This window comes from Enterobacter sp. GER_MD16_1505_Eko_090 (genome assembly GCF_003331015.1).
Lineage (GTDB): Bacteria > Pseudomonadota > Gammaproteobacteria > Enterobacterales > Enterobacteriaceae > Enterobacter > Enterobacter roggenkampii.
In genome coordinates this window covers 38,174-54,182 of record NZ_PUQF01000006.1, presented here as the reverse complement: position 1 = coordinate 54,182, position 16,009 = coordinate 38,174, and the positions used below count along the sequence as shown (strand labels likewise).

15 protein-coding genes, 2 tRNA genes and 1 pseudogene are annotated in these 16,009 nt (G+C 58.3%); 8 read left to right on the top strand and 10 right to left on the bottom strand.

Going from position 1 to position 16,009, the window contains the following annotated elements:
* The first annotated feature begins 112 nt into the window (after positions 1-112).
* Positions 113-200 (top strand) — tRNA-Ser (locus tag C6A40_RS08475).
* A 290-nt stretch (positions 201-490) separates the two neighbouring features.
* Entirely contained in the window at positions 491-748 is a 258-nt protein-coding gene (locus C6A40_RS08470; RefSeq protein WP_008499869.1) for a YjhX family toxin, read from the top strand.
* Positions 749-849: 101 nt separating this feature from the next.
* On the opposite strand, the gene C6A40_RS08465 is transcribed toward C6A40_RS08470, so the two are convergent.
* From C6A40_RS08465 to C6A40_RS08445, 5 genes are all read right to left on the bottom strand, one after another.
* Complete coding sequence (locus C6A40_RS08465) at positions 850-1,686, bottom strand: alpha/beta fold hydrolase (RefSeq protein ID WP_008499868.1); 837 nt, start codon at positions 1,684-1,686, stop codon at positions 850-852.
* A gap of 155 nt (positions 1,687-1,841) precedes the next feature.
* Complete coding sequence (locus tag C6A40_RS08460) at positions 1,842-2,060, bottom strand: acyl carrier protein (protein WP_008499867.1); 219 nt, start codon at positions 2,058-2,060, stop codon at positions 1,842-1,844.
* Between the two features lie 17 nt (positions 2,061-2,077).
* Positions 2,078-3,511, bottom strand: a complete 1,434-nt coding sequence (locus C6A40_RS08455) for an AMP-binding protein (protein ID WP_045334743.1) — start codon at positions 3,509-3,511, stop codon at positions 2,078-2,080.
* Entirely contained in the window at positions 3,508-4,626 is a 1,119-nt protein-coding gene (locus C6A40_RS08450) for an MBOAT family O-acyltransferase (RefSeq protein ID WP_023343711.1), read from the bottom strand. The genes C6A40_RS08455 and C6A40_RS08450 overlap by 4 nt, the downstream gene beginning before the upstream one ends.
* 128 nt (positions 4,627-4,754) lie before the next feature.
* Positions 4,755-5,891 (bottom strand): D-alanyl-lipoteichoic acid biosynthesis protein DltD, encoded by a 1,137-nt coding sequence (locus C6A40_RS08445; protein WP_045334790.1) that lies wholly within the window; start codon positions 5,889-5,891, stop codon positions 4,755-4,757.
* 278 nt (positions 5,892-6,169) lie between these two features.
* Between C6A40_RS08445 and C6A40_RS08440 the strand changes: the two genes are divergently transcribed.
* Positions 6,170-6,257: transfer RNA gene (locus C6A40_RS08440), tRNA-Ser, on the top strand.
* A gap of 44 nt (positions 6,258-6,301) precedes the next feature.
* Here C6A40_RS08440 and C6A40_RS08435 read toward each other — a convergent pair.
* The 3 genes from C6A40_RS08435 to hpxO are packed head-to-tail and all read right to left on the bottom strand — an operon-like array spanning position 6,302 to position 9,455.
* Positions 6,302-7,237 (bottom strand): PDR/VanB family oxidoreductase, encoded by a 936-nt coding sequence (locus tag C6A40_RS08435; RefSeq protein WP_045334787.1) that lies wholly within the window; start codon positions 7,235-7,237, stop codon positions 6,302-6,304.
* An 11-nt stretch (positions 7,238-7,248) separates the two neighbouring features.
* On the bottom strand, positions 7,249-8,283 hold the full coding sequence (gene hpxD / locus C6A40_RS08430) for a molybdenum cofactor-independent xanthine hydroxylase subunit HpxD (RefSeq protein WP_045334740.1): 1,035 nt from the start codon (positions 8,281-8,283) through the stop codon (positions 7,249-7,251).
* A 17-nt stretch (positions 8,284-8,300) separates the two neighbouring features.
* Positions 8,301-9,455, bottom strand: a complete 1,155-nt coding sequence (gene hpxO / locus C6A40_RS08425) for an FAD-dependent urate hydroxylase HpxO (RefSeq protein ID WP_008499860.1) — start codon at positions 9,453-9,455, stop codon at positions 8,301-8,303.
* A gap of 239 nt (positions 9,456-9,694) precedes the next feature.
* Here hpxO and uraD point away from each other — a divergent pair, with 239 nt between their 5' ends.
* Positions 9,695-10,195 (top strand): 2-oxo-4-hydroxy-4-carboxy-5-ureidoimidazoline decarboxylase, encoded by a 501-nt coding sequence (gene uraD, locus C6A40_RS08420; RefSeq protein ID WP_045334737.1) that lies wholly within the window; start codon positions 9,695-9,697, stop codon positions 10,193-10,195.
* Positions 10,192-10,515 (top strand): hydroxyisourate hydrolase, encoded by a 324-nt coding sequence (uraH, locus tag C6A40_RS08415; RefSeq protein ID WP_045334734.1) that lies wholly within the window; start codon positions 10,192-10,194, stop codon positions 10,513-10,515. The genes uraD and uraH overlap by 4 nt, the downstream gene beginning before the upstream one ends.
* Here the strand turns inward: uraH and guaD are convergent.
* Positions 10,495-11,814 carry a guanine deaminase gene (guaD, locus tag C6A40_RS08410; RefSeq protein ID WP_045334730.1) on the bottom strand — a complete coding sequence of 440 codons (1,320 nt, stop codon included), beginning with the start codon at positions 11,812-11,814 and terminating at the stop codon, positions 10,495-10,497. The two genes, uraH and guaD, sit on opposite strands and share 21 nt — an antisense overlap.
* 99 nt (positions 11,815-11,913) lie before the next feature.
* On the bottom strand, positions 11,914-13,410 hold the full coding sequence (locus C6A40_RS08405; protein WP_008499855.1) for an NCS1 family nucleobase:cation symporter-1: 1,497 nt from the start codon (positions 13,408-13,410) through the stop codon (positions 11,914-11,916).
* Positions 13,411-13,554: 144 nt separating this feature from the next.
* On the opposite strand from C6A40_RS08405, the gene C6A40_RS08400 reads away from it, so the two are divergent.
* The 3 genes and pseudogenes from C6A40_RS08400 to puuE all read left to right on the top strand — a co-directional run bounded on the left by C6A40_RS08400 (position 13,555) and on the right by puuE (position 15,959).
* The gene (locus C6A40_RS08400; RefSeq protein WP_045334727.1) at positions 13,555-14,271 is read left to right on the top strand and encodes a GntR family transcriptional regulator; all 717 of its coding nucleotides are present in this window, start codon (positions 13,555-13,557) and stop codon (positions 14,269-14,271) included.
* Positions 14,271-15,139 (top strand): annotated as a pseudogene (locus C6A40_RS08395) (aspartate/glutamate racemase family protein); the annotation flags it as partial. The gene C6A40_RS08400 and the pseudogene C6A40_RS08395, both read left to right, overlap by 1 nt.
* On the top strand, positions 15,027-15,959 hold the full coding sequence (gene puuE / locus C6A40_RS08390; protein ID WP_045334725.1) for an allantoinase PuuE: 933 nt from the start codon (positions 15,027-15,029) through the stop codon (positions 15,957-15,959). The pseudogene C6A40_RS08395 and the gene puuE, both read left to right, overlap by 113 nt.
* The last annotated feature ends 50 nt before the right edge of the window (positions 15,960-16,009 follow it).

Here is a 16,009-nt window from a genome sequence, read left to right as displayed (position 1 = left end):
GTCGATGTGTTGTCAGTTCAACCGATTAAACACGTTTTGACTATTTTTACAGCGAACGATTGCTGGCACTCTTTACAGCACGCGGTGAGGTGTTTATAGTTCGCCTCACTCAGGAAGTGTGGCCGAGCGGTTGAAGGCACCGGTCTTGAAAACCGGCGACCCGAAAGGGTTCCAGAGTTCGAATCTCTGCGCTTCCGCCAGATATAAACCCCAGGTTACTTGTGAACCTGGGGTTTTTCTTTTGGATTAGCCGATCCGCCTCACATTTTTAAGACCCGGTTATTTCCCTGTAAAACCCCGGCGTTATCATTCACCCCGTAAATACCTTTTCATCGCTTACCGAGGCTTTGATGCTGGAGAATGTTGTCATCAGATAATCAGCTTCCCGCCCTTTTCAGGACGGACTGGTTATCGCTGCGCTTAAACCTTACGCACGCACCTGCGGGTGTGGGCTCGTTTTTACGCATGATGATTACACAGGTTTTCCAGTATGAATTTATCCCGTCAGGAACAACGTACCTTACACGTTCTCGCCAAAGGTGGACGTATTGTGCACGTCCGCGACAGTTCTGGCCGCGTCACGTCCGTTGAGTGCTACACCCGTGAAGGGCTGGTGCTGAGCGACTGCACGCTGAACGTCTTCAAAAAACTCCGCGCCAAAAAGCTGATCCGATCCGTGAACGGGCAGCCTTACCGCATCAACACCACCGGGCTGAACAACGTTCGCGCCCAGCTGGATAATCGCTAAGCGGAATAAACAACGCCACCCTCGGGTGGCGTTCATGCATTGAGCGGGATATCGTGGCGTAGGCCGGGTAAGCGCAGCGCCACCCGGCAATAAAAGCGGCGTTATGAGCGAATAAAGGCCAGTATGTCCGCGTTGATAGTATCCGCATGGGTGGTATGCATCCCGTGCGGGAAGCCCGGATAAATTTTCAGCACGCTGTTCGCCAGCAGCTTGTCCTGGAGAAGGGCGGCATTTTTATACGGCACAACCTGATCGTCATCGCCCTGCAGCACCAGAACGGGAACGGTGATGGTTTTCAAATCTTCCGTCTGGTCGGTCTCTGAAAACGCCTTAATCCCCTCATAGTGGGCTTTGGCGCTTCCGATCATACCCTGACGCCACCAGTTCTGGATCGTACCCTGCGAAACGTCGGCACCATCGCGATTAAAACCGTAGAAAGGACCGCTGGCAACGTCGAGATAAAACTGGGCGCGGTTAGTCGCCAGCGCTTTGCGGAAGCCGTCGAAAACCTCGATCGGCGTTCCGCCGGGATTCGTCTCCGTTTTGACCATCAGAGGCGGGACGGCGCTGACGAGCACCGCTTTGGCGACGCGCCCCTGTGGTTGTCCATACCGCGCAACATAGCGGGCGACCTGTCCGCCGCCGGTGGAGTGACCGACGTGCACGGCATTGTGCAGATCAAGGCTTTCAACCACGGCTGACGCATCGGCCGCATAATGATCCATATCGTGGCCTTCACTCACCTGGTCCGATCGTCCATGTCCGCGGCGATCGATAGCGATAACGCGATAGCCTTCTGCCAGGAAGAAGAGCATCTGGTTATCCCAGTCATCGGCACTCAACGGCCAGCCGTGGTGGAAGACAATGGGCTGAGCCTCTTTCGGACCCCAGTCTTTGTAGTAAATGTTGACGCCGTCTTTCGTGGTTACGAATGCCATACCGCAGACTCCTCTGTTAAGAACAACACGACCCCTAAAGTGTAGGAGAAATCACAAAAGCGGTTGGTTTAATTCCGGTGAAGGATATTCATTTTGCGTCTGGGCTCTGGCGCGATGCGCCAGAGCCTTCAGGGCAGGATTAACAGCAGGGGCGTTTAGCGGTTTTCTTCAATATAGCGGGCCAGGTCCGCCGGGGTTTTCAGCACCGTCGCCACGTCTGTCGGCGGGATCATGCAGCCGTAAACGTCCTGCACTTCCAGCACCATATCGACCGCCAGGATGGAGTCGAGAATGTCGGATTCAATCAGCTCATCGTGAAAGCCCACCTTACGGGATAACACTTTTTCGAACAGGGCGAGAATTTCTTGTTCCATAATTGTTCCTGGAGTCATTAATTTGTGCGGGCGTAAGCGTCCAGCAGCTTGCGGTCAATTTTGCCGTTAGGATTCAGCGGCAAAGCGTCTTTTACGATAATTTGTGACGGCACCATGTAGTGGGGGACTACCTTCGAGAGCGAGGTTTTGATGGTATCCGGCGCCAGCTCCGTCACGCAGAACGCGGCAATGCGCAGCACGCTGCCGCAGGGTTTCATCAGTGGCATCACCACCGCTTCGTTAATCCCGGACATCGCCAGCAGGCGGTTTTCAATTTCGTTGATTTCAATACGGTAGCCATTCAGTTTGACCTGGCTGTCGTTGCGTCCCTGGCAGTAGATAAGCCCCGCTTCATAGCCCAGATCGCCGGTCCGGTAGCCGCGAAATGCTTCATTTTCCCGATGAAGTAATTTTTCTGCGTTCTCCTGCGGCAGGCCGAGGTAGCCGCGCATGACGTTTTTACCCCAGATAATCAGCTCGCCCTCGGCGGAAATTTCCATTCTGCTCTCAGGCATCATGACCCCCACCGGCAGCACGGCGCTGTCGCTGTTCAGGATCGCATACGTGATCTCGACCACGGTGGTCGCGATGGTCGCTTCCGTTGGGCCATAGGAGTTGATGATTTTGGCCTGCGGGAAGCGGCGGCGAAGCTGTTTAACCAGCGCTTTATTCAACACTTCACCAATGAAGATAAAGACGTTGAGTTCAGGTAAATACTCGCTGTTGAACTGCGGGGAAAGCAGCTGCTGGTAAGCAAAAGAGGGGGTGGAAACCCAGGCGGAGACGGCGTTGCTTTTCAGTCGTTCCAGCCAGTTCGCTTTCTGAATATCGTCTTTGGCGTTCAGCACGATGTGTCCACCCATCGCCAGATTCGCCAGCAAAGGGATCAGGGAGAGGTCAAAACTGAACACCGCGTGGTTCATCAGGACCGGTTTTTCCGGCAGCGAAAAGTCCTGGCTGACCCATTTCATGAAGTGCCACACGCTTTCACGCCCAATCTGCACCCCTTTAGGCTTGCCGGTGCTGCCGGAGGTAAACATGATGTAGGCCAGATCCTGCTCCTCCAGCACCTTGCCCGATTCACCCGTGGCGATGAACTGCCGGGTCGCGACGTCGTAATAGTAAGGGGCGCTGGCCAGATGGCAGATCTCCCGCAGGCGCTCCTGCGGGTAAATGCAGTCCACCGGAATGTACGGAATGTTGTGCAGCAGGCAGCTATAAATCGCCACGGCGAACTCGGCCTGCTGGTGTCCGTACAAGACGACCGGCGTACCGGCAACAGGCTGGCTACGCTGATAGCGCTGCGCCCAGTCCGTCACGGCAGCGGAAAGCTGCAGCCAGCTTAAGGCTTCGTCGCTGCCGCTGATGGCCAGCTGCTGCGGGGAGGCGGGATCGCATAATGCCGCACGCAAGAAATCCTGCAGTTCCTGAAGATCGGAGAGATTTTTCATAGAGGTGACATTCCACTAAAGATGTAAAGGGCGCCCGCGGCGCTTCCCAGCGTCAGAATGCGCCCTAAAAACGCAACAGCCGGATACTGCAACCCGCGGTGTAACGCCGGGCTGCGTTTGGCTGACCACAGCAGCATGTTGTGCGCGACAGAAATGGCGCCAAACAGCGCGCCGCTGATGACGTAATGGCGTTCCAGGCCATTCCATGCCCCCATGCAAAACAGGGTGCAGAAAATACCGATATTTTGCGCCAGCGTTTTGTTCTGACGGAAAAAGTTGAACTTCATCAGGTTCATATAAACGGGCATAAAGACCACATCGCGCAGCCATTCAGACAGGCTGATGTGGAAGCGGCGCCAGAAATCCTGCGGGTTCTTTGCCAGAAGCGGCATATTGAAGTTTGCCGGGATGTTGAGCCCAAACAGGCGGCCCGCACCGATGGCCATATTGCTGTAGCCCGCAAAATCAAAGTAGAGGTAGGCGCTATAGGCAATCGACATCACCACGCCCACGGTCAGCGTAAACGGCTTATGGCTCCAGGGCTGTACGACCAGCGAATCAACCAGCATGGCAAACAGGAACTTCTGGATAATGCCGGTAATGATTTGCTCCAGCGCCACTAAAAACTGTTCGCGGTTAAGGGCAAAGACGGGCTTGCTGACGTCGTTCATCCATGTCCGCCAGCGGTACATTGGGCCTGCCAGAATAATAAAGGGCATAAACAGATAGCAGAAATAGTGCAGGAAATTCTGCCCTTCTTTTTTACTGCGATAGAGCAGCACGTCCACCGCGCGGAATGTCATAAAAGAGAGGCCGATCATGCCGAGATGATGATTAAGGTGCAATTTCACCAAAAATAAAGGAAGCAGCGTTAACACAATCGCCTGCCAGGTTTTTAACCATCCTTTTTCTTTTAACGCGGCGACTAGATAAAAACTGATAAAAACGACCGCGGGAACACGGTAATCACCCTGAAAAATATAGCCCCAGCCTAATGCGGCCATGACGGATAATGCCGATAAATACGTCAGGCGATGGCGTAATAGGCGATTGACCAGCGCAAACGCCAGGGCGGATGAAAACAAACAGACAAAAAACATTCCTGAGCTATACATCATTCGGCCTCAGAACTTTTGATATTCAAAATGCAGCTGCATACTCATACTGTCATCGACAGAGGTCCACGCGACGATGGTGATCGCCAGCAGGAGATAAAGGAAAAAAAGACGAATCGCGATTTTCATTATTTAAAGCTCTGTGCAATAAAGCGAATCATAGGAACCCAGGCCAGTTCGGAAGGGTGCAAACGATCCCAGTTCCAGCCATTCTGATAAGGCATGGCGTACATATCTAAATAGGGGATCTGGTTCTTTTCCAGAATGGTTTTTATTTGCTTATCCACCGGGCGGAAGGTATCGGTGTTGTAAAGCGCCCAGGGGTTAACCGGGTCGACGATAGCAATCACCTGCACGTGGTGTTCTTTAAGCAGCTGGACGGTTTTACTGAAGGCAGCGATTTGCGCAGGCACGACCGGGGTGTCATCCCACTGCTGCCGCGTACCGTCCTCCTCGTAAATCGTTTTGTCCATCCACAGGGTGGCCGCGCTCTGCTGGCGCTTTTTATTTAACTCGCGGGCATTCGCCAGCTCTTTATCCCAGTCAGGGGCAATGTGGGTGGTTGGCTGTGGCGGCCACGGCTGTTCCGTCCGGGGCGTGACGTGAAGCAGCGCCAGCCAGTCGTTTTTTATCATGGTGCAGACGTTGGCAAACTGGAAACTCACCTCGTCCCATATCAGATCGGGGTGCCAGCCAAAGACACGCATTTGGCCAAAGGTTAAATGGCTTATTTCTTTACTCTCAATATGTTTTAAATAATTAACCAATATTGGGCGTGCCTGCGGATCCTTCATCAAAGGATTAAAAACAGAACCCGGGAAATTATCGGCATAGATAGCGGGAGGCAGGCCTTTTGAGTAAAAGCTGTCAGGTGCCAGCAGCAAAACAACTTTACTGTTTGCGTTAAGGCTATTTTTAAAACGTGAGAACAGTAAAAACTGCGTTTCGTCATCGACAAACGCATCGCCATACGCCACGACGGGGTTGTGCAATTGCTTATTAAAGTAATTATAGACAGCGTAATGTTCATCTTCTGACGTCGCAACTTCAGACGCACCAATGAAGAAAATTGCATTCCCTTCTAAGGCATGAGAAATAGTGGCAATTTTTTCCGCCTGTTCTTTAGGCGTGCCCGCCATTGATTTAATCAGCGGCTGGAAGGTAAGCGGCGGATCGAAGCTCGCCACCAGCGGGTGAAGACAAAGAAACAAAATGGCCAGAAACGCCATCAGAAAATGTAAGCAAAGCGTATTTTTGATTTTCATCATCAACCAGTAACACTGCATGGCAGTAATGTCTTAAATCTGCGGAAATTCAGATTAATAACAATTACACAACAAATGGCCGTCTATTTTTGTGGCATTCTATACCAGAGCGATTTAAAAAGATGAGCGTTGCTGTGTTACGGTATGTACAAGGTCGCGGAGAGTGATGTGAAGTCAGCGTTTGGGTGACTTTTTGCGCAGTCAAACGCCCGTGGGGAAAAATCGAAAAATTCCTGCTTTACAAGGCGCTAATAGATGTTTATAGTGCGCCTCACTTTGGAAGCGTGGCCGAGCGGTTGAAGGCACCGGTCTTGAAAACCGGCGACCCGAAAGGGTTCTAGAGTTCGAATCTCTACGCTTCCGCCAAATTTGAAAACCCTGCGATAGCAATATCGCAGGGTTTTTTCGTTTTACAGCCCAATCACCAGCTCCCCGGAATAGCTTCGCGAACAGCACAGCGCCACCTGCTGGTCCGTTGCGCCTTTTTCCGCCTCCGACTGCACGCTATCCCGGTGATCCACCGCACCGTCAATCACCGGCGTCAGGCAGGCGCCGCAGATCCCCATCTCACAGGAAAGCGGGACCGCCACGCCATTTTCCTGCAGCACCTGGGCGATGGTTTTATCCGCAGGCACCGGCCAGCGCTCCCCGGTGGAGGCCAGTTTGACCGTGAAGATCTCCCCGGCTTCACCGCCTGCGGCGGGCGCAACGGGCTGAAACGCCTCGCTGTGAAGATGGGCGTCATCCCATCCCTTTGCCGTGGCGACCTCACGCACTTTTTCCATAAAACCCGCTGGACCACAGACCCAGGCGTGAAGGCCCGATTCGGCCGCGGGGAGATGTGCCGCCAGCGCTGTGCGCGGGCTGGCGGTATGAATGAGGCACTCACCGAGCCGGGAGAGTTCGCGCCCAAACGCCGCGCTTTCACGGTTTCTGACGTAATAATGCAGCGTGAACGGCGTTCCGGTCGCCTTCAGCTGCAGGGCCATCGCATACAGCGGCGTAATGCCAATCCCCGCCGCCAGCAGCAAAACCCGCTCTGCCTGCTGCAGCGGAAACAGGTTGCGCGGGGCCGATATCATCAGCTTCTGCCCGGGACGCAGCGTCTCGTGAACGTAGCGCGACCCGCCGCGCGAGGCGGTTTCACGCCCCACGCAAATAAGATAGCTCTCGTCCCCACATGCTCCGGTCAGGGAATACGGGCGCACCACGCCGCAGGGCAGGTGGACATCAACGTGCGCCCCGGGCTGCCACGCCGGCAGCGCGTCGCCGTTATCAGCCACCAGCCTGACGGCGAGGCTTTTGTCGCCCTCGCGCCACAGCCCGTCAACAATCACGCTCAGCATATTGGCCTCCGTCATACCAGGAAAAACTCGCCAAAGCCCATTTTCTTCAGCCCCCGACGATAGGCAATCGAGCTTTTATCCGCGGGGATATGCGCTTCCAGCGTCAGGTCCAGCGGCAGGTTTTCCGGGCGCTGGGTTTCGACCATCAGGCGATCCTCTTCAAAAATCCGCAGGTTGAAGGCATGCACGTCCTCCACCGGAATATGCAGGTCAAAATTGCGGGCAATAGGGGCGAACATGCGGGTCACGCGCGATGACACCGGCGACGCGGCGTTCATGATCACCAGTCTCGATTCACCCGGAAAATGAATCGTCAGGGTGGCGGTGAACGGCAGGTGCATTTCAAAATGGCGCAGCCACTGGAACCCTTCCGGAGCCTGCACGGGGGAACTGGCGGGATAGTTGCTCACGGCGCTCCAGTAATCCGCCACGAAGCCGAACGGCGTCTCCTGCGGCTGATAGGCAGGCACAAGCTGATTATTGGGGTCGGCAAAGGTTTCGGTGTGGATCCACGCAAAGTGCGCCACGTCCAGAAAACCCTCTACCTGACGTCCGGCGAAGCCGTTCACCTCAAACGCCGGGCAGTTAATCTGCTGAAATCCGTCGTGATCCCAGTGCGGCATGGTGGGCAGCGGCGCAGGGTTATCCGGATCAAAGGCCAGGCAGGTCCAGATCAGCCCGAACCGCTCTTCGACCGCGTAGTTAATCAGGTTCAGCTTCGCCGGAACGGGCTGGTCGGGGCTGGACGGAATACGGTTGCAGCGACCGTCCTCCCCAAAGCGTAAGCCATGATAGGGGCAGATAATCCCGTGCTCGTCGTGAAAGCCGAGCGTCAGCGGCACGCCGCGGTGCGGGCACACGTCACGGGCGACCACGACCTGATCGTTAATGCGGTAAATCACCAGCTGTTCATCCAGCAGCGTCGCTTTGACCGGCGCCGGACCGACGTCGCAGGCGCGCGCGACCGGATGCCAGCATTTCGCCAGACGCAGCCAGTCCTCTGGCTCAAACGTACAGTGGGCGGGTGGGGTCGGTTCTCTTTTCATCGTTGTCCCTCTTGCGTTCAGCCTAACGGGCCGCCCTGAATGGTCTCGCACAGACCGTTGATGATGCGCTCTCCGGTCTCCTCTTTGAGCTCCTGATACCAGGCCTGCGTCAACGCCATATCTTTGCCGTGGGTGACGTCGCAGCGCTTGCGCGCCTTCAGCACCAGGTCGCGTACGCGGTCGCAGCGCAGCGCCTCGTACTGCCGCAGCGCCAGCGTGATGTTGCGGTTTTCACGCAGGCATTCCCCCAGCACCACGGCGTCTTCCATCGCCGCGCAGCCGCCCTGGCCGATATCCGGCGTGGTGCTGTGCCCGGCATCGCCCAGCAGCGCGACGTTGCCGCGCACCAGGCTGTCGAACGGCTCAATGTCGTGGATTTCAATCCGGTTGGTCGTTTCAGGATCCAGCGCCGCGATAAGCTTTTGCACCGGCGGCGCCCAGCCGCGGAAGTAGCCCGTGAGATCGGCACGCAGGGTGGTGCGATCCTCCGCCAGGCCTGCGGGCAGCGGCACGTCAAAAAAGAAATAGAAGCGTCCGCCGGAGACGGGCATCAGCGACACGCGTTTGCCTTCGCCAACGAAGGTGGTCCACTGGTGCGCCGGGGCGATCTCTTCGTCAATCTTTACCAGCCCGTTCCAGTTCACATAGCCCGCGTAGCGGCGCTCCGGGGTGTATCCCAGCACGTACGGGCGAACCGCCGAGTGGCTGCCGTCGGCGGCAATCAGGAAATCCCCGGCGGCGGTGGTGCCATCGGTGAAGGTCACGCTCACGCCCGCGTCGTCTTCATGGACGCCTTCGACGCGCTTGCCGAACTGCACCTTGTCGCGACCCCAGAAGTCCAGCATTTCGCGCTGAAGCTCAGCGCGCGAGACGGGGCAGGGGCGCCCGCCGGTACGCTCAACCAGCGGGGCAAGGCTAAAGCGGGTCAGGGTATCGCCGCGCCGGTAATCCTTGTAGGCCATAAAACGCATCGGCCCGCCCCAGGTCTCGATGATGTCGCCCATGCCGAGGTGCTGCATGCATTTCACACCGTTAGGCCAGATGGAGATGGCCGCCCCGACGGGCCTGATCTCCTTTACGGCTTCAAACACGGTACAGTCGATGCCCGCTTTCTTCAGCGCGACGGCGGCGCTCAGGCCGCCAATACCCGCGCCAATAACGATTGCTTTCATGCTTCTCTCCTTTTGCAGGGTGTAAAGACAGTCAGCAATTTGCGTACCAGGCTGCAGCATGGCGAAAACGGCGTTGTAAGGGAGACGTTTGCACTGCTAAGGTGCGTAAACGCGGTGAGCGTGCCTTTTTATGAATCAAAAATTTCCTGGCCGACCTTGTGGAATCGACTGTTTCACGCCTGTGCTCAGGGTGGCGTGGTTTGTGCAATAGCCTGGAGAAGGACAATAAAGGAGACACTATGATCGCACTGCACGACTTCAATCATCTTCCCCATGAACAGGCGTTAGCGCTGATTCACCCCTGCGTGGCGCTTCCCCGCTGGGCCGATGCGCTGGTTCACGGGCGGCCTTACGCCAGCCGGGACGAATTGTTCAGTACGGCGAAATCGCTGATGCAAAACTGGGACGAAGCGGCGCTGGCGCAAGCCCTGAGCGCCCATCCGCGCATCGGGGAAAAACCAGCGGGCTCAGCGGCGGAGGCGGCGCTGTCGCGCCAGGAGCAGGGGGCGGTGAATGACCGCGATGCTGCTCTTGCCCGGGCGCTGCGTGAAGGCAACGCCCGCTACGAAGCCCGCTTTGGACGCGTCTTTCTGATCCGCGCGAAGGGCCGCAGCGGCGAGGAGATATTACAGGCCCTGCACGCGCGGCTGGAGAACAGCGACGCGCAGGAAATCCGTGCCGCGCTGGAACAGCTGCGGGAAATTACGCTGCTGCGTCTGGAAGGAGTCATTCACGAATGAGCACACTCAGCACCCATATTCTCGATATTTCGACGGGCAAGCCCGCGGAGGGCGTGAAGGTTCATCTGCAACAGGACGGGAAGACGCTGGCCACGGGCGTGACCAACGCCCAGGGGCGCATCGCCGCGTTCGTTCCCTCTCTGCCCGCGGGCCGCTATCGGCTGGTGGCGGAGATCGGGGCGTGGTTTGGCGATACCGGCCGGAAGACGATCTATCCCTGCGCGCACATTGAGTTTGTCACGGGAGAAACGGCAGACGAACACTTCCATCTGCCGTTTGTGATTGCCCCCGGCGGATGGTCAACCTATCGGGGCAGCTGACCATACCCGCTCGCCGTTGACCCAGGTCTCGCTGATGTTGCGCTCGTCGCCCAGGGTCATCAGCACGAAAAGCTGCTCGTAGATATCCTGACAGCGCCGATTGCGCAGGCGCTGCAGCGGCGTGACGTTGGGGTCGATAACCACAAAATCCGCCTCTTTGCCTGCCGCGAAGTTACCAATCTTGTCATCCAGCCGGAGGGCGTGCGCGCCGCCCAGCGTGGCGTGATAAAACGCCTCGCTGGCGCGCAGGCGATAGCTCTGAAGCTGCCCGACCTTATAGGCTTCGCCCAGGGTGCGCAGCATGCTGAAGGTGGTGCCCGCGCCGACGTCGGTGCCGATGCCCATTCGCACCCTGTGCTGCCAGCAGGCGGGCAGGCGAAACAGCCCGCTGCCGAGAAACAGGTTCGAAGTGGGACAAAACGCCACCGCCGAGCCGGTGTCATGCAGACACTGCCACTCGCTATGGTGCAGATGGATCGCGTGGGCAAACACGCTGCGCTCGCCGGTCAGGCCGTAGTGGTGATACACGTCCAGATAGCGCTCATGCTCCGGCCAGAGATCGCTCACCCAGGCCACTTCGTTGGGGTTTTCGCTCAGGTGGGTCTGCAGCCAGGTATCCGGGAACTCCTCTCTGAGCAGGCTGACCGCCGCAAGCAGCTCGGGTGATGAGGTCGGGGCAAAGCGCGGCGTTATCGCATAACCCAGCCGCCCACGGTGATGCCAGCGCTGAATCAGCGCCCGCGTCTGCCGGTAGCTCTGCTTCGCGTCTTCGCTCAGGTAGTCCGGCGCGTGTCGGTCCATCATCACCTTTCCGGCGATAAGGCGCATATTGAGGCGCAGGGCTTCGGTAAACAGCGCTTCGACCGATTCCGGATGCAGCGTGCAAAACACCAGCGCGGTGGTGGTGCCGTTGCTCACAAGCTGCTGAATGAAAAATTCGGCGATCTCTTTCGCGTAGGCCTCATCGGCAAACTGGCTCTCCACCGGGAAGGTGTAGGTGGTCAGCCACTCCAGCAGCTGTTCGCCAAAGGCGCCGATCATCTCCGTTTGCGGGTAATGGACGTGGGTGTCGACAAAACCGGGCAGCAGCAGCCTGCCGCGCAGGTCGGTGTAGCCCTTGTGGGGATCAAGATACTGCTCGCCCTCCTGCCACGGCATCTGCGCCAGAATTTTTCCGTTCTGGATAAACAGCAGGCCGTCCTCAAGGTAGCGCGCGTGCCGGGCAATGGCGTCTGCGCTGTCGCAGACCCGGGCAATATCAAAAAATGCACCGCGTATCGCAGTCTGGTATTCCATCATGGTTCCTGCCTTCGTGTGTGCGTAGCGGGGTGGGAAAGCTCAGCAAGAACGGTGCCAGAATGAACGGGCCGCAGATACGCTGCGGCCAGAGGGGAGGGATTACTCTTTTTGCGTCGCCACGCGGGAGCCAAACGACGTCGCGCCTGCCGTCTCGCGCTCTTCCCGCGCCAGCCAGCGGTAGGTCACGCCGCCGAGGAAGACGCCGATAAACCAGCTGAAGTTTGCCACCTCATGCAGGGCCGGGATAAAGCTAATGACCAGGCCCACGGCAACGGACGGGATCAGCGCACCAATGGCTTTCGGGTTAAAGCCGTTGCGGTACCAGTATTTGCCCTTTGGCGTGTCGTCGAACAGATCGTCAACCGACACCTTGCCGCGTTTAATCAGGTAGAAGTCAGCAATCAGAATGCCGAACAGCGGGCCGATAAACGCCCCGAGCACGTCCAGGGTGTAGTGGATAAGCTCCGGCGAGTTGAACAGGTTCCACGGGGTGAGCAGGATCGAGCCGACGGCGGCAATCATGCCCCCGGTGCGGAAGCTGATTTTCTGCGGCGAGCAGTTAGAGAAATCAAACGCCGGTGAGACGAAGTTCGCCACGATGTTGATCCCGATGGTGGCGGTGATCATCGTCAGCAGGCCAATCGCCACGGCCAGATCGTTGCCCACGCGGCTGACGGTTTCGATCGGGTCGGTGATCATGCGGCCAAACAGCGACTGGGTGCCGGAGACAATCACTACGGTGACGATGGAGAACAGCAGGAAGTTAAACGGCAGCCCCCAGCGGTTGCCGCGGCGGATCTCACCCATGCTTTTGCCGTAGCGGGAGAAATCGCCAAAGTTGAGCAGCGGGCCGGAGAAGTAGGAGACCACCAGCGCGGTCGCGGTGATCATCTGCCAGGTCTGCTCGCCCGCGCTCAGGGATTTGCTGGCGAGGGTAAAGGAGATCCCGTCAAAACCGGTCTTGTATACAATCCAGCCGGCGAGGGCCAGCATTACCACATAGACCGCCGGACCGGCGATATCAATAAAGCGCTTGATGGCGCTCATGCCGTGCCAGAAGACCATCGCCTGCAGGACCCACATAATGGCAAAGCAGATCCAACCCAGATGCGACAGGCCCAGGAATGCGCCGGTAGTGAGTGAAGAGAGCGATGGCCAGAACTTCAGCGCCACCAGCATCAGGGCGTTGGCCGCGAGATAGGTCTGAATCCCGTACCACGCGAAGGCAATCAGCCCGCGGATCACCGCCGGGATATTGGCCCCGAACACGCCGAACGCCTGTCGACTGATCACCGCATAGGGCACGCCCGCCATCTGGCTCGGTTTGGCCACCAGGTTGGCGCACAGCTGCACGATGCAAATCCCCACCAGCAGGCAGAGCAGCACCTGCCAGCTTGCCAGCCCGAGCGTAAAGAAGCTCGCGGCGACCACATAACCCCCCATGCTGTGAACGTCCGACATCCAGAACGAAAAGATGTTGTACCAGCTCCAGTTCTGGTCACGCGTCGGTGCCAGATCCTCATTGCAAAGACGTGGGCTGTAAACCGCACCGGAATCAGCGGCCGTACCCTGCTGCGCGTTTTGACTGTTTGGCATGAAACCTGCTCCTGTGAATGAAAACCCGTTGAGTGGGAGTGCAAACGGTGTTGCAGGATCCAGGCCAAAATAATAAATCTTGTATGCAATATTTTATTTTTATGTATACGATTCGATAACGGAAAGTAAAATTCGGAGTGGTGAATGAACAACATAAACGCCCTGCAGACCGCGCCAGACCTGCATGACAAAGACGAAACCATCTTCCAGGCGCTGATGACCGCGATTGTCGAACACCAGCTGCTGCCGGGGAGCAAATTGCCGGAAGAGGCGCTGGCAGAGGTCTTTGGCGTGAGCCGCACGGGCATCCGCAAGGTGCTTCAACGACTCGCCGCTGTGCAAATGGTCAGCCTGACGCCCAAGCGTGGTGCACACGTCGCCAGCCCCACGGTGGAAGAGGCGCGGCAAATCTTCCGCACACGCGCGCTGCTGGAGGTCGCTAACCTGCCGGACGTGCTGGCCCACTGTCAGCCGCCGCACCTTGCCGCGCTGGAGGCCATCATTCGCCAGGAGCAGCAGGCGCACGAGGCCTATGACGGCCCGGCGGCGATTCGCCACTCCGCCAATTTCCACATTCAGCTGCAGGCTATCTCCGGCAACCAGGTGCTCACGGAGATGGTGACCGGCCTGAGCCAGCGTTCTTCGCTGGTGATCGCCACCTGGGGCGCGCCGTGGCGTCAGGGATGCCGCTGCAACGATCACGAACAGCTTGTGGATCTGCTGCGCCAGAAGGCGCTTGAGCCACTAAGCGATGCCCTCATGCACCATTTTGAACATATCGTCGCCAGCCTCTGCTTCGAGCGGGCGGGCGAGTGCCTGCCTGATTTTGCCCGGCTGTTTGCCGGCCACAAGGAGTCGTAATGTCTGTCTGTATACAAGTGATCAACCCCAACACCAGCCTCGCCATGACGGAAACCATCGGCGCGGCGGCCCGCGCGGTGGCGGCGCCGGGGACGGAGATCCTCGCGGTCTGCCCGAGCGCGGGCGTGCCGTCCATAGAAGGCCACTTCGATGAGGCCATCGCCGCCGTCGGTGTCCTGGAACAGATCAAAAAAGGCAGGGAGCAGGGCGTGGATGGTCACGTCATCGCCTGCTTTGGCGATCCGGGCCTGCTGGCGGCGCGCGAGCTGGCGCAGGGGCCGGTAGTCGGCATTGCGGAAGCCGCCATGCATATGGCGACGCTGGTGGCGACGCGCTTTTCGGTGGTTACCACGCTGCCGCGCACGCTGATCATTGCCCGCCATCTTCTGCACCAGTATGGCTTTCAGGACCATTGCGCGGCGCTGCACGCTATCGATCTCCCGGTGCTGGCGCTGGAAGACGGCAGCGGTCTGGCGCAGGAAAAAGTGCGCGCGCGCTGTATACAGGCGCTGCAAGAGGATGGCTGCGGTGCCATCGTGCTGGGCTGCGGCGGCATGGCGACCCTGGCGCAGGAGCTGACCCGCGAGCTGCGCGTGCCGGTGATCGACGGCGTCAGCGCGGCGGTAAAGATGGTGGAGTCGCTGGTGGCGCTGGGGCTGTCGACCAGCAAGCACGGGGATCTGGCGTTCCCGGAGAACAAAGCGTTAAGCGGGCATTTTCAGGCATTGAATCCATTTTAATTTTTGGGGGTGGCAATGGGGCTTTTCGAACAGGATTATCCGCGGGATCTGCGCGGCTACGCGGGCAACCCGCCGCACGCGCGGTGGCCGAATCAGGCGCGCATCGCCGTGCAGTTTGTGCTCAATTACGAAGAGGGGGCGGAAAACCACGTTCTGCACGGCGATGCCGGGTCCGAGCAGTTCCTGTCGGACATCATCGGCGCGGCCAGCTACCCGGACAAGCACATGTCGATGGACTCCCTCTACGAATACGGCAGCCGCGCCGGGTTCTGGCGGATCCACAATGAATTTCAGAAACGCGGCCTGCCGCTGACGGTCTTTGGCGTGGCGATGGCGCTGGCGCGTCACCCGGAGATTGTTGAGGCGATCAAAGCGGCGGATTACGACGTGGTCAGCCACGGCTGGCGCTGGATCCACTATCAGAATATGGACATCAGCCAGGAGCGCGAACACCTGCACAAGGCGGTGCACGTCCTGACCGACCTGTTCGGCAAGCCGCCAGCGGGCTGGTACACCGGGCGCGACAGCCCCAACACGCGCCAGCTGGTGGTGGAGCACGGTGGTTTTGACTACGACAGCGACTACTACGGCGACGATTTGCCCTTCTGGACGGAAGTGGCCTGCAGCGACGGCACCCGTAAACCGCACCTGATCGTGCCGTATACGCTGGATGCGAACGACATGCGCTTTGCGACCGCGCAGGGGTTTAACACCGCCGAGCAGTTTTATACGTATCTGAAGGACAGTTTTGACGTGCTGTACGAAGAGGGGGAAAGCGCGCCGAAGATGATGTCCATCGGCATGCACTGCCGCCTGCTCGGGCGTCCGGGGCGTTTTCGGGCGCTGCAGCGGTTCCTGGATTATGTGCAGCAGCACGAGCGGGTGTGGGTCTGTACCCGCCAGCAGATTGCCGACCACTGGCGGGACGTGCATCCGTTTCAGCAGTAAGTGTGCGATGTTTTGCCGGGTGGCGGCTGCGCCTTACCCGGCCTACAGGG

Bases quoted from the DNA above. Each gene is read 5' to 3' on its own strand.
- C6A40_RS08460 (WP_008499867.1), bottom strand. From the start codon at position 2,060: ATGGAACAAGAAATTCTCGCCCTGTTCGAAAAAGTGTTATCCCGTAAG.
- C6A40_RS08405 (WP_008499855.1), bottom strand. From the start codon at position 13,410: ATGCCAAACAGTCAAAACGCGCAGCAGGGTACGGCCGCTGATTCCGGT.
- hpxD (WP_045334740.1), bottom strand. From the start codon at position 8,283: ATGAAAAGAGAACCGACCCCACCCGCCCACTGTACGTTTGAGCCAGAG.
- C6A40_RS08470 (WP_008499869.1), top strand. From the start codon at position 491: ATGAATTTATCCCGTCAGGAACAACGTACCTTACACGTTCTCGCCAAA.
- C6A40_RS08435 (WP_045334787.1), bottom strand. From the start codon at position 7,237: ATGCTGAGCGTGATTGTTGACGGGCTGTGGCGCGAGGGCGACAAAAGC.
- guaD (WP_045334730.1), bottom strand. From the start codon at position 11,814: ATGATGGAATACCAGACTGCGATACGCGGTGCATTTTTTGATATTGCC.
- C6A40_RS08455 (WP_045334743.1), bottom strand. From the start codon at position 3,511: ATGAAAAATCTCTCCGATCTTCAGGAACTGCAGGATTTCTTGCGTGCG.
- C6A40_RS08450 (WP_023343711.1), bottom strand. From the start codon at position 4,626: ATGTATAGCTCAGGAATGTTTTTTGTCTGTTTGTTTTCATCCGCCCTG.
- C6A40_RS08465 (WP_008499868.1), bottom strand. From the start codon at position 1,686: ATGGCATTCGTAACCACGAAAGACGGCGTCAACATTTACTACAAAGAC.
- uraH (WP_045334734.1), top strand. From the start codon at position 10,192: ATGAGCACACTCAGCACCCATATTCTCGATATTTCGACGGGCAAGCCC.
- hpxO (WP_008499860.1), bottom strand. From the start codon at position 9,455: ATGAAAGCAATCGTTATTGGCGCGGGTATTGGCGGCCTGAGCGCCGCC.
- uraD (WP_045334737.1), top strand. From the start codon at position 9,695: ATGATCGCACTGCACGACTTCAATCATCTTCCCCATGAACAGGCGTTA.
- puuE (WP_045334725.1), top strand. From the start codon at position 15,027: ATGGGGCTTTTCGAACAGGATTATCCGCGGGATCTGCGCGGCTACGCG.
- C6A40_RS08445 (WP_045334790.1), bottom strand. From the start codon at position 5,891: ATGAAAATCAAAAATACGCTTTGCTTACATTTTCTGATGGCGTTTCTG.
- C6A40_RS08400 (WP_045334727.1), top strand. From the start codon at position 13,555: ATGAACAACATAAACGCCCTGCAGACCGCGCCAGACCTGCATGACAAA.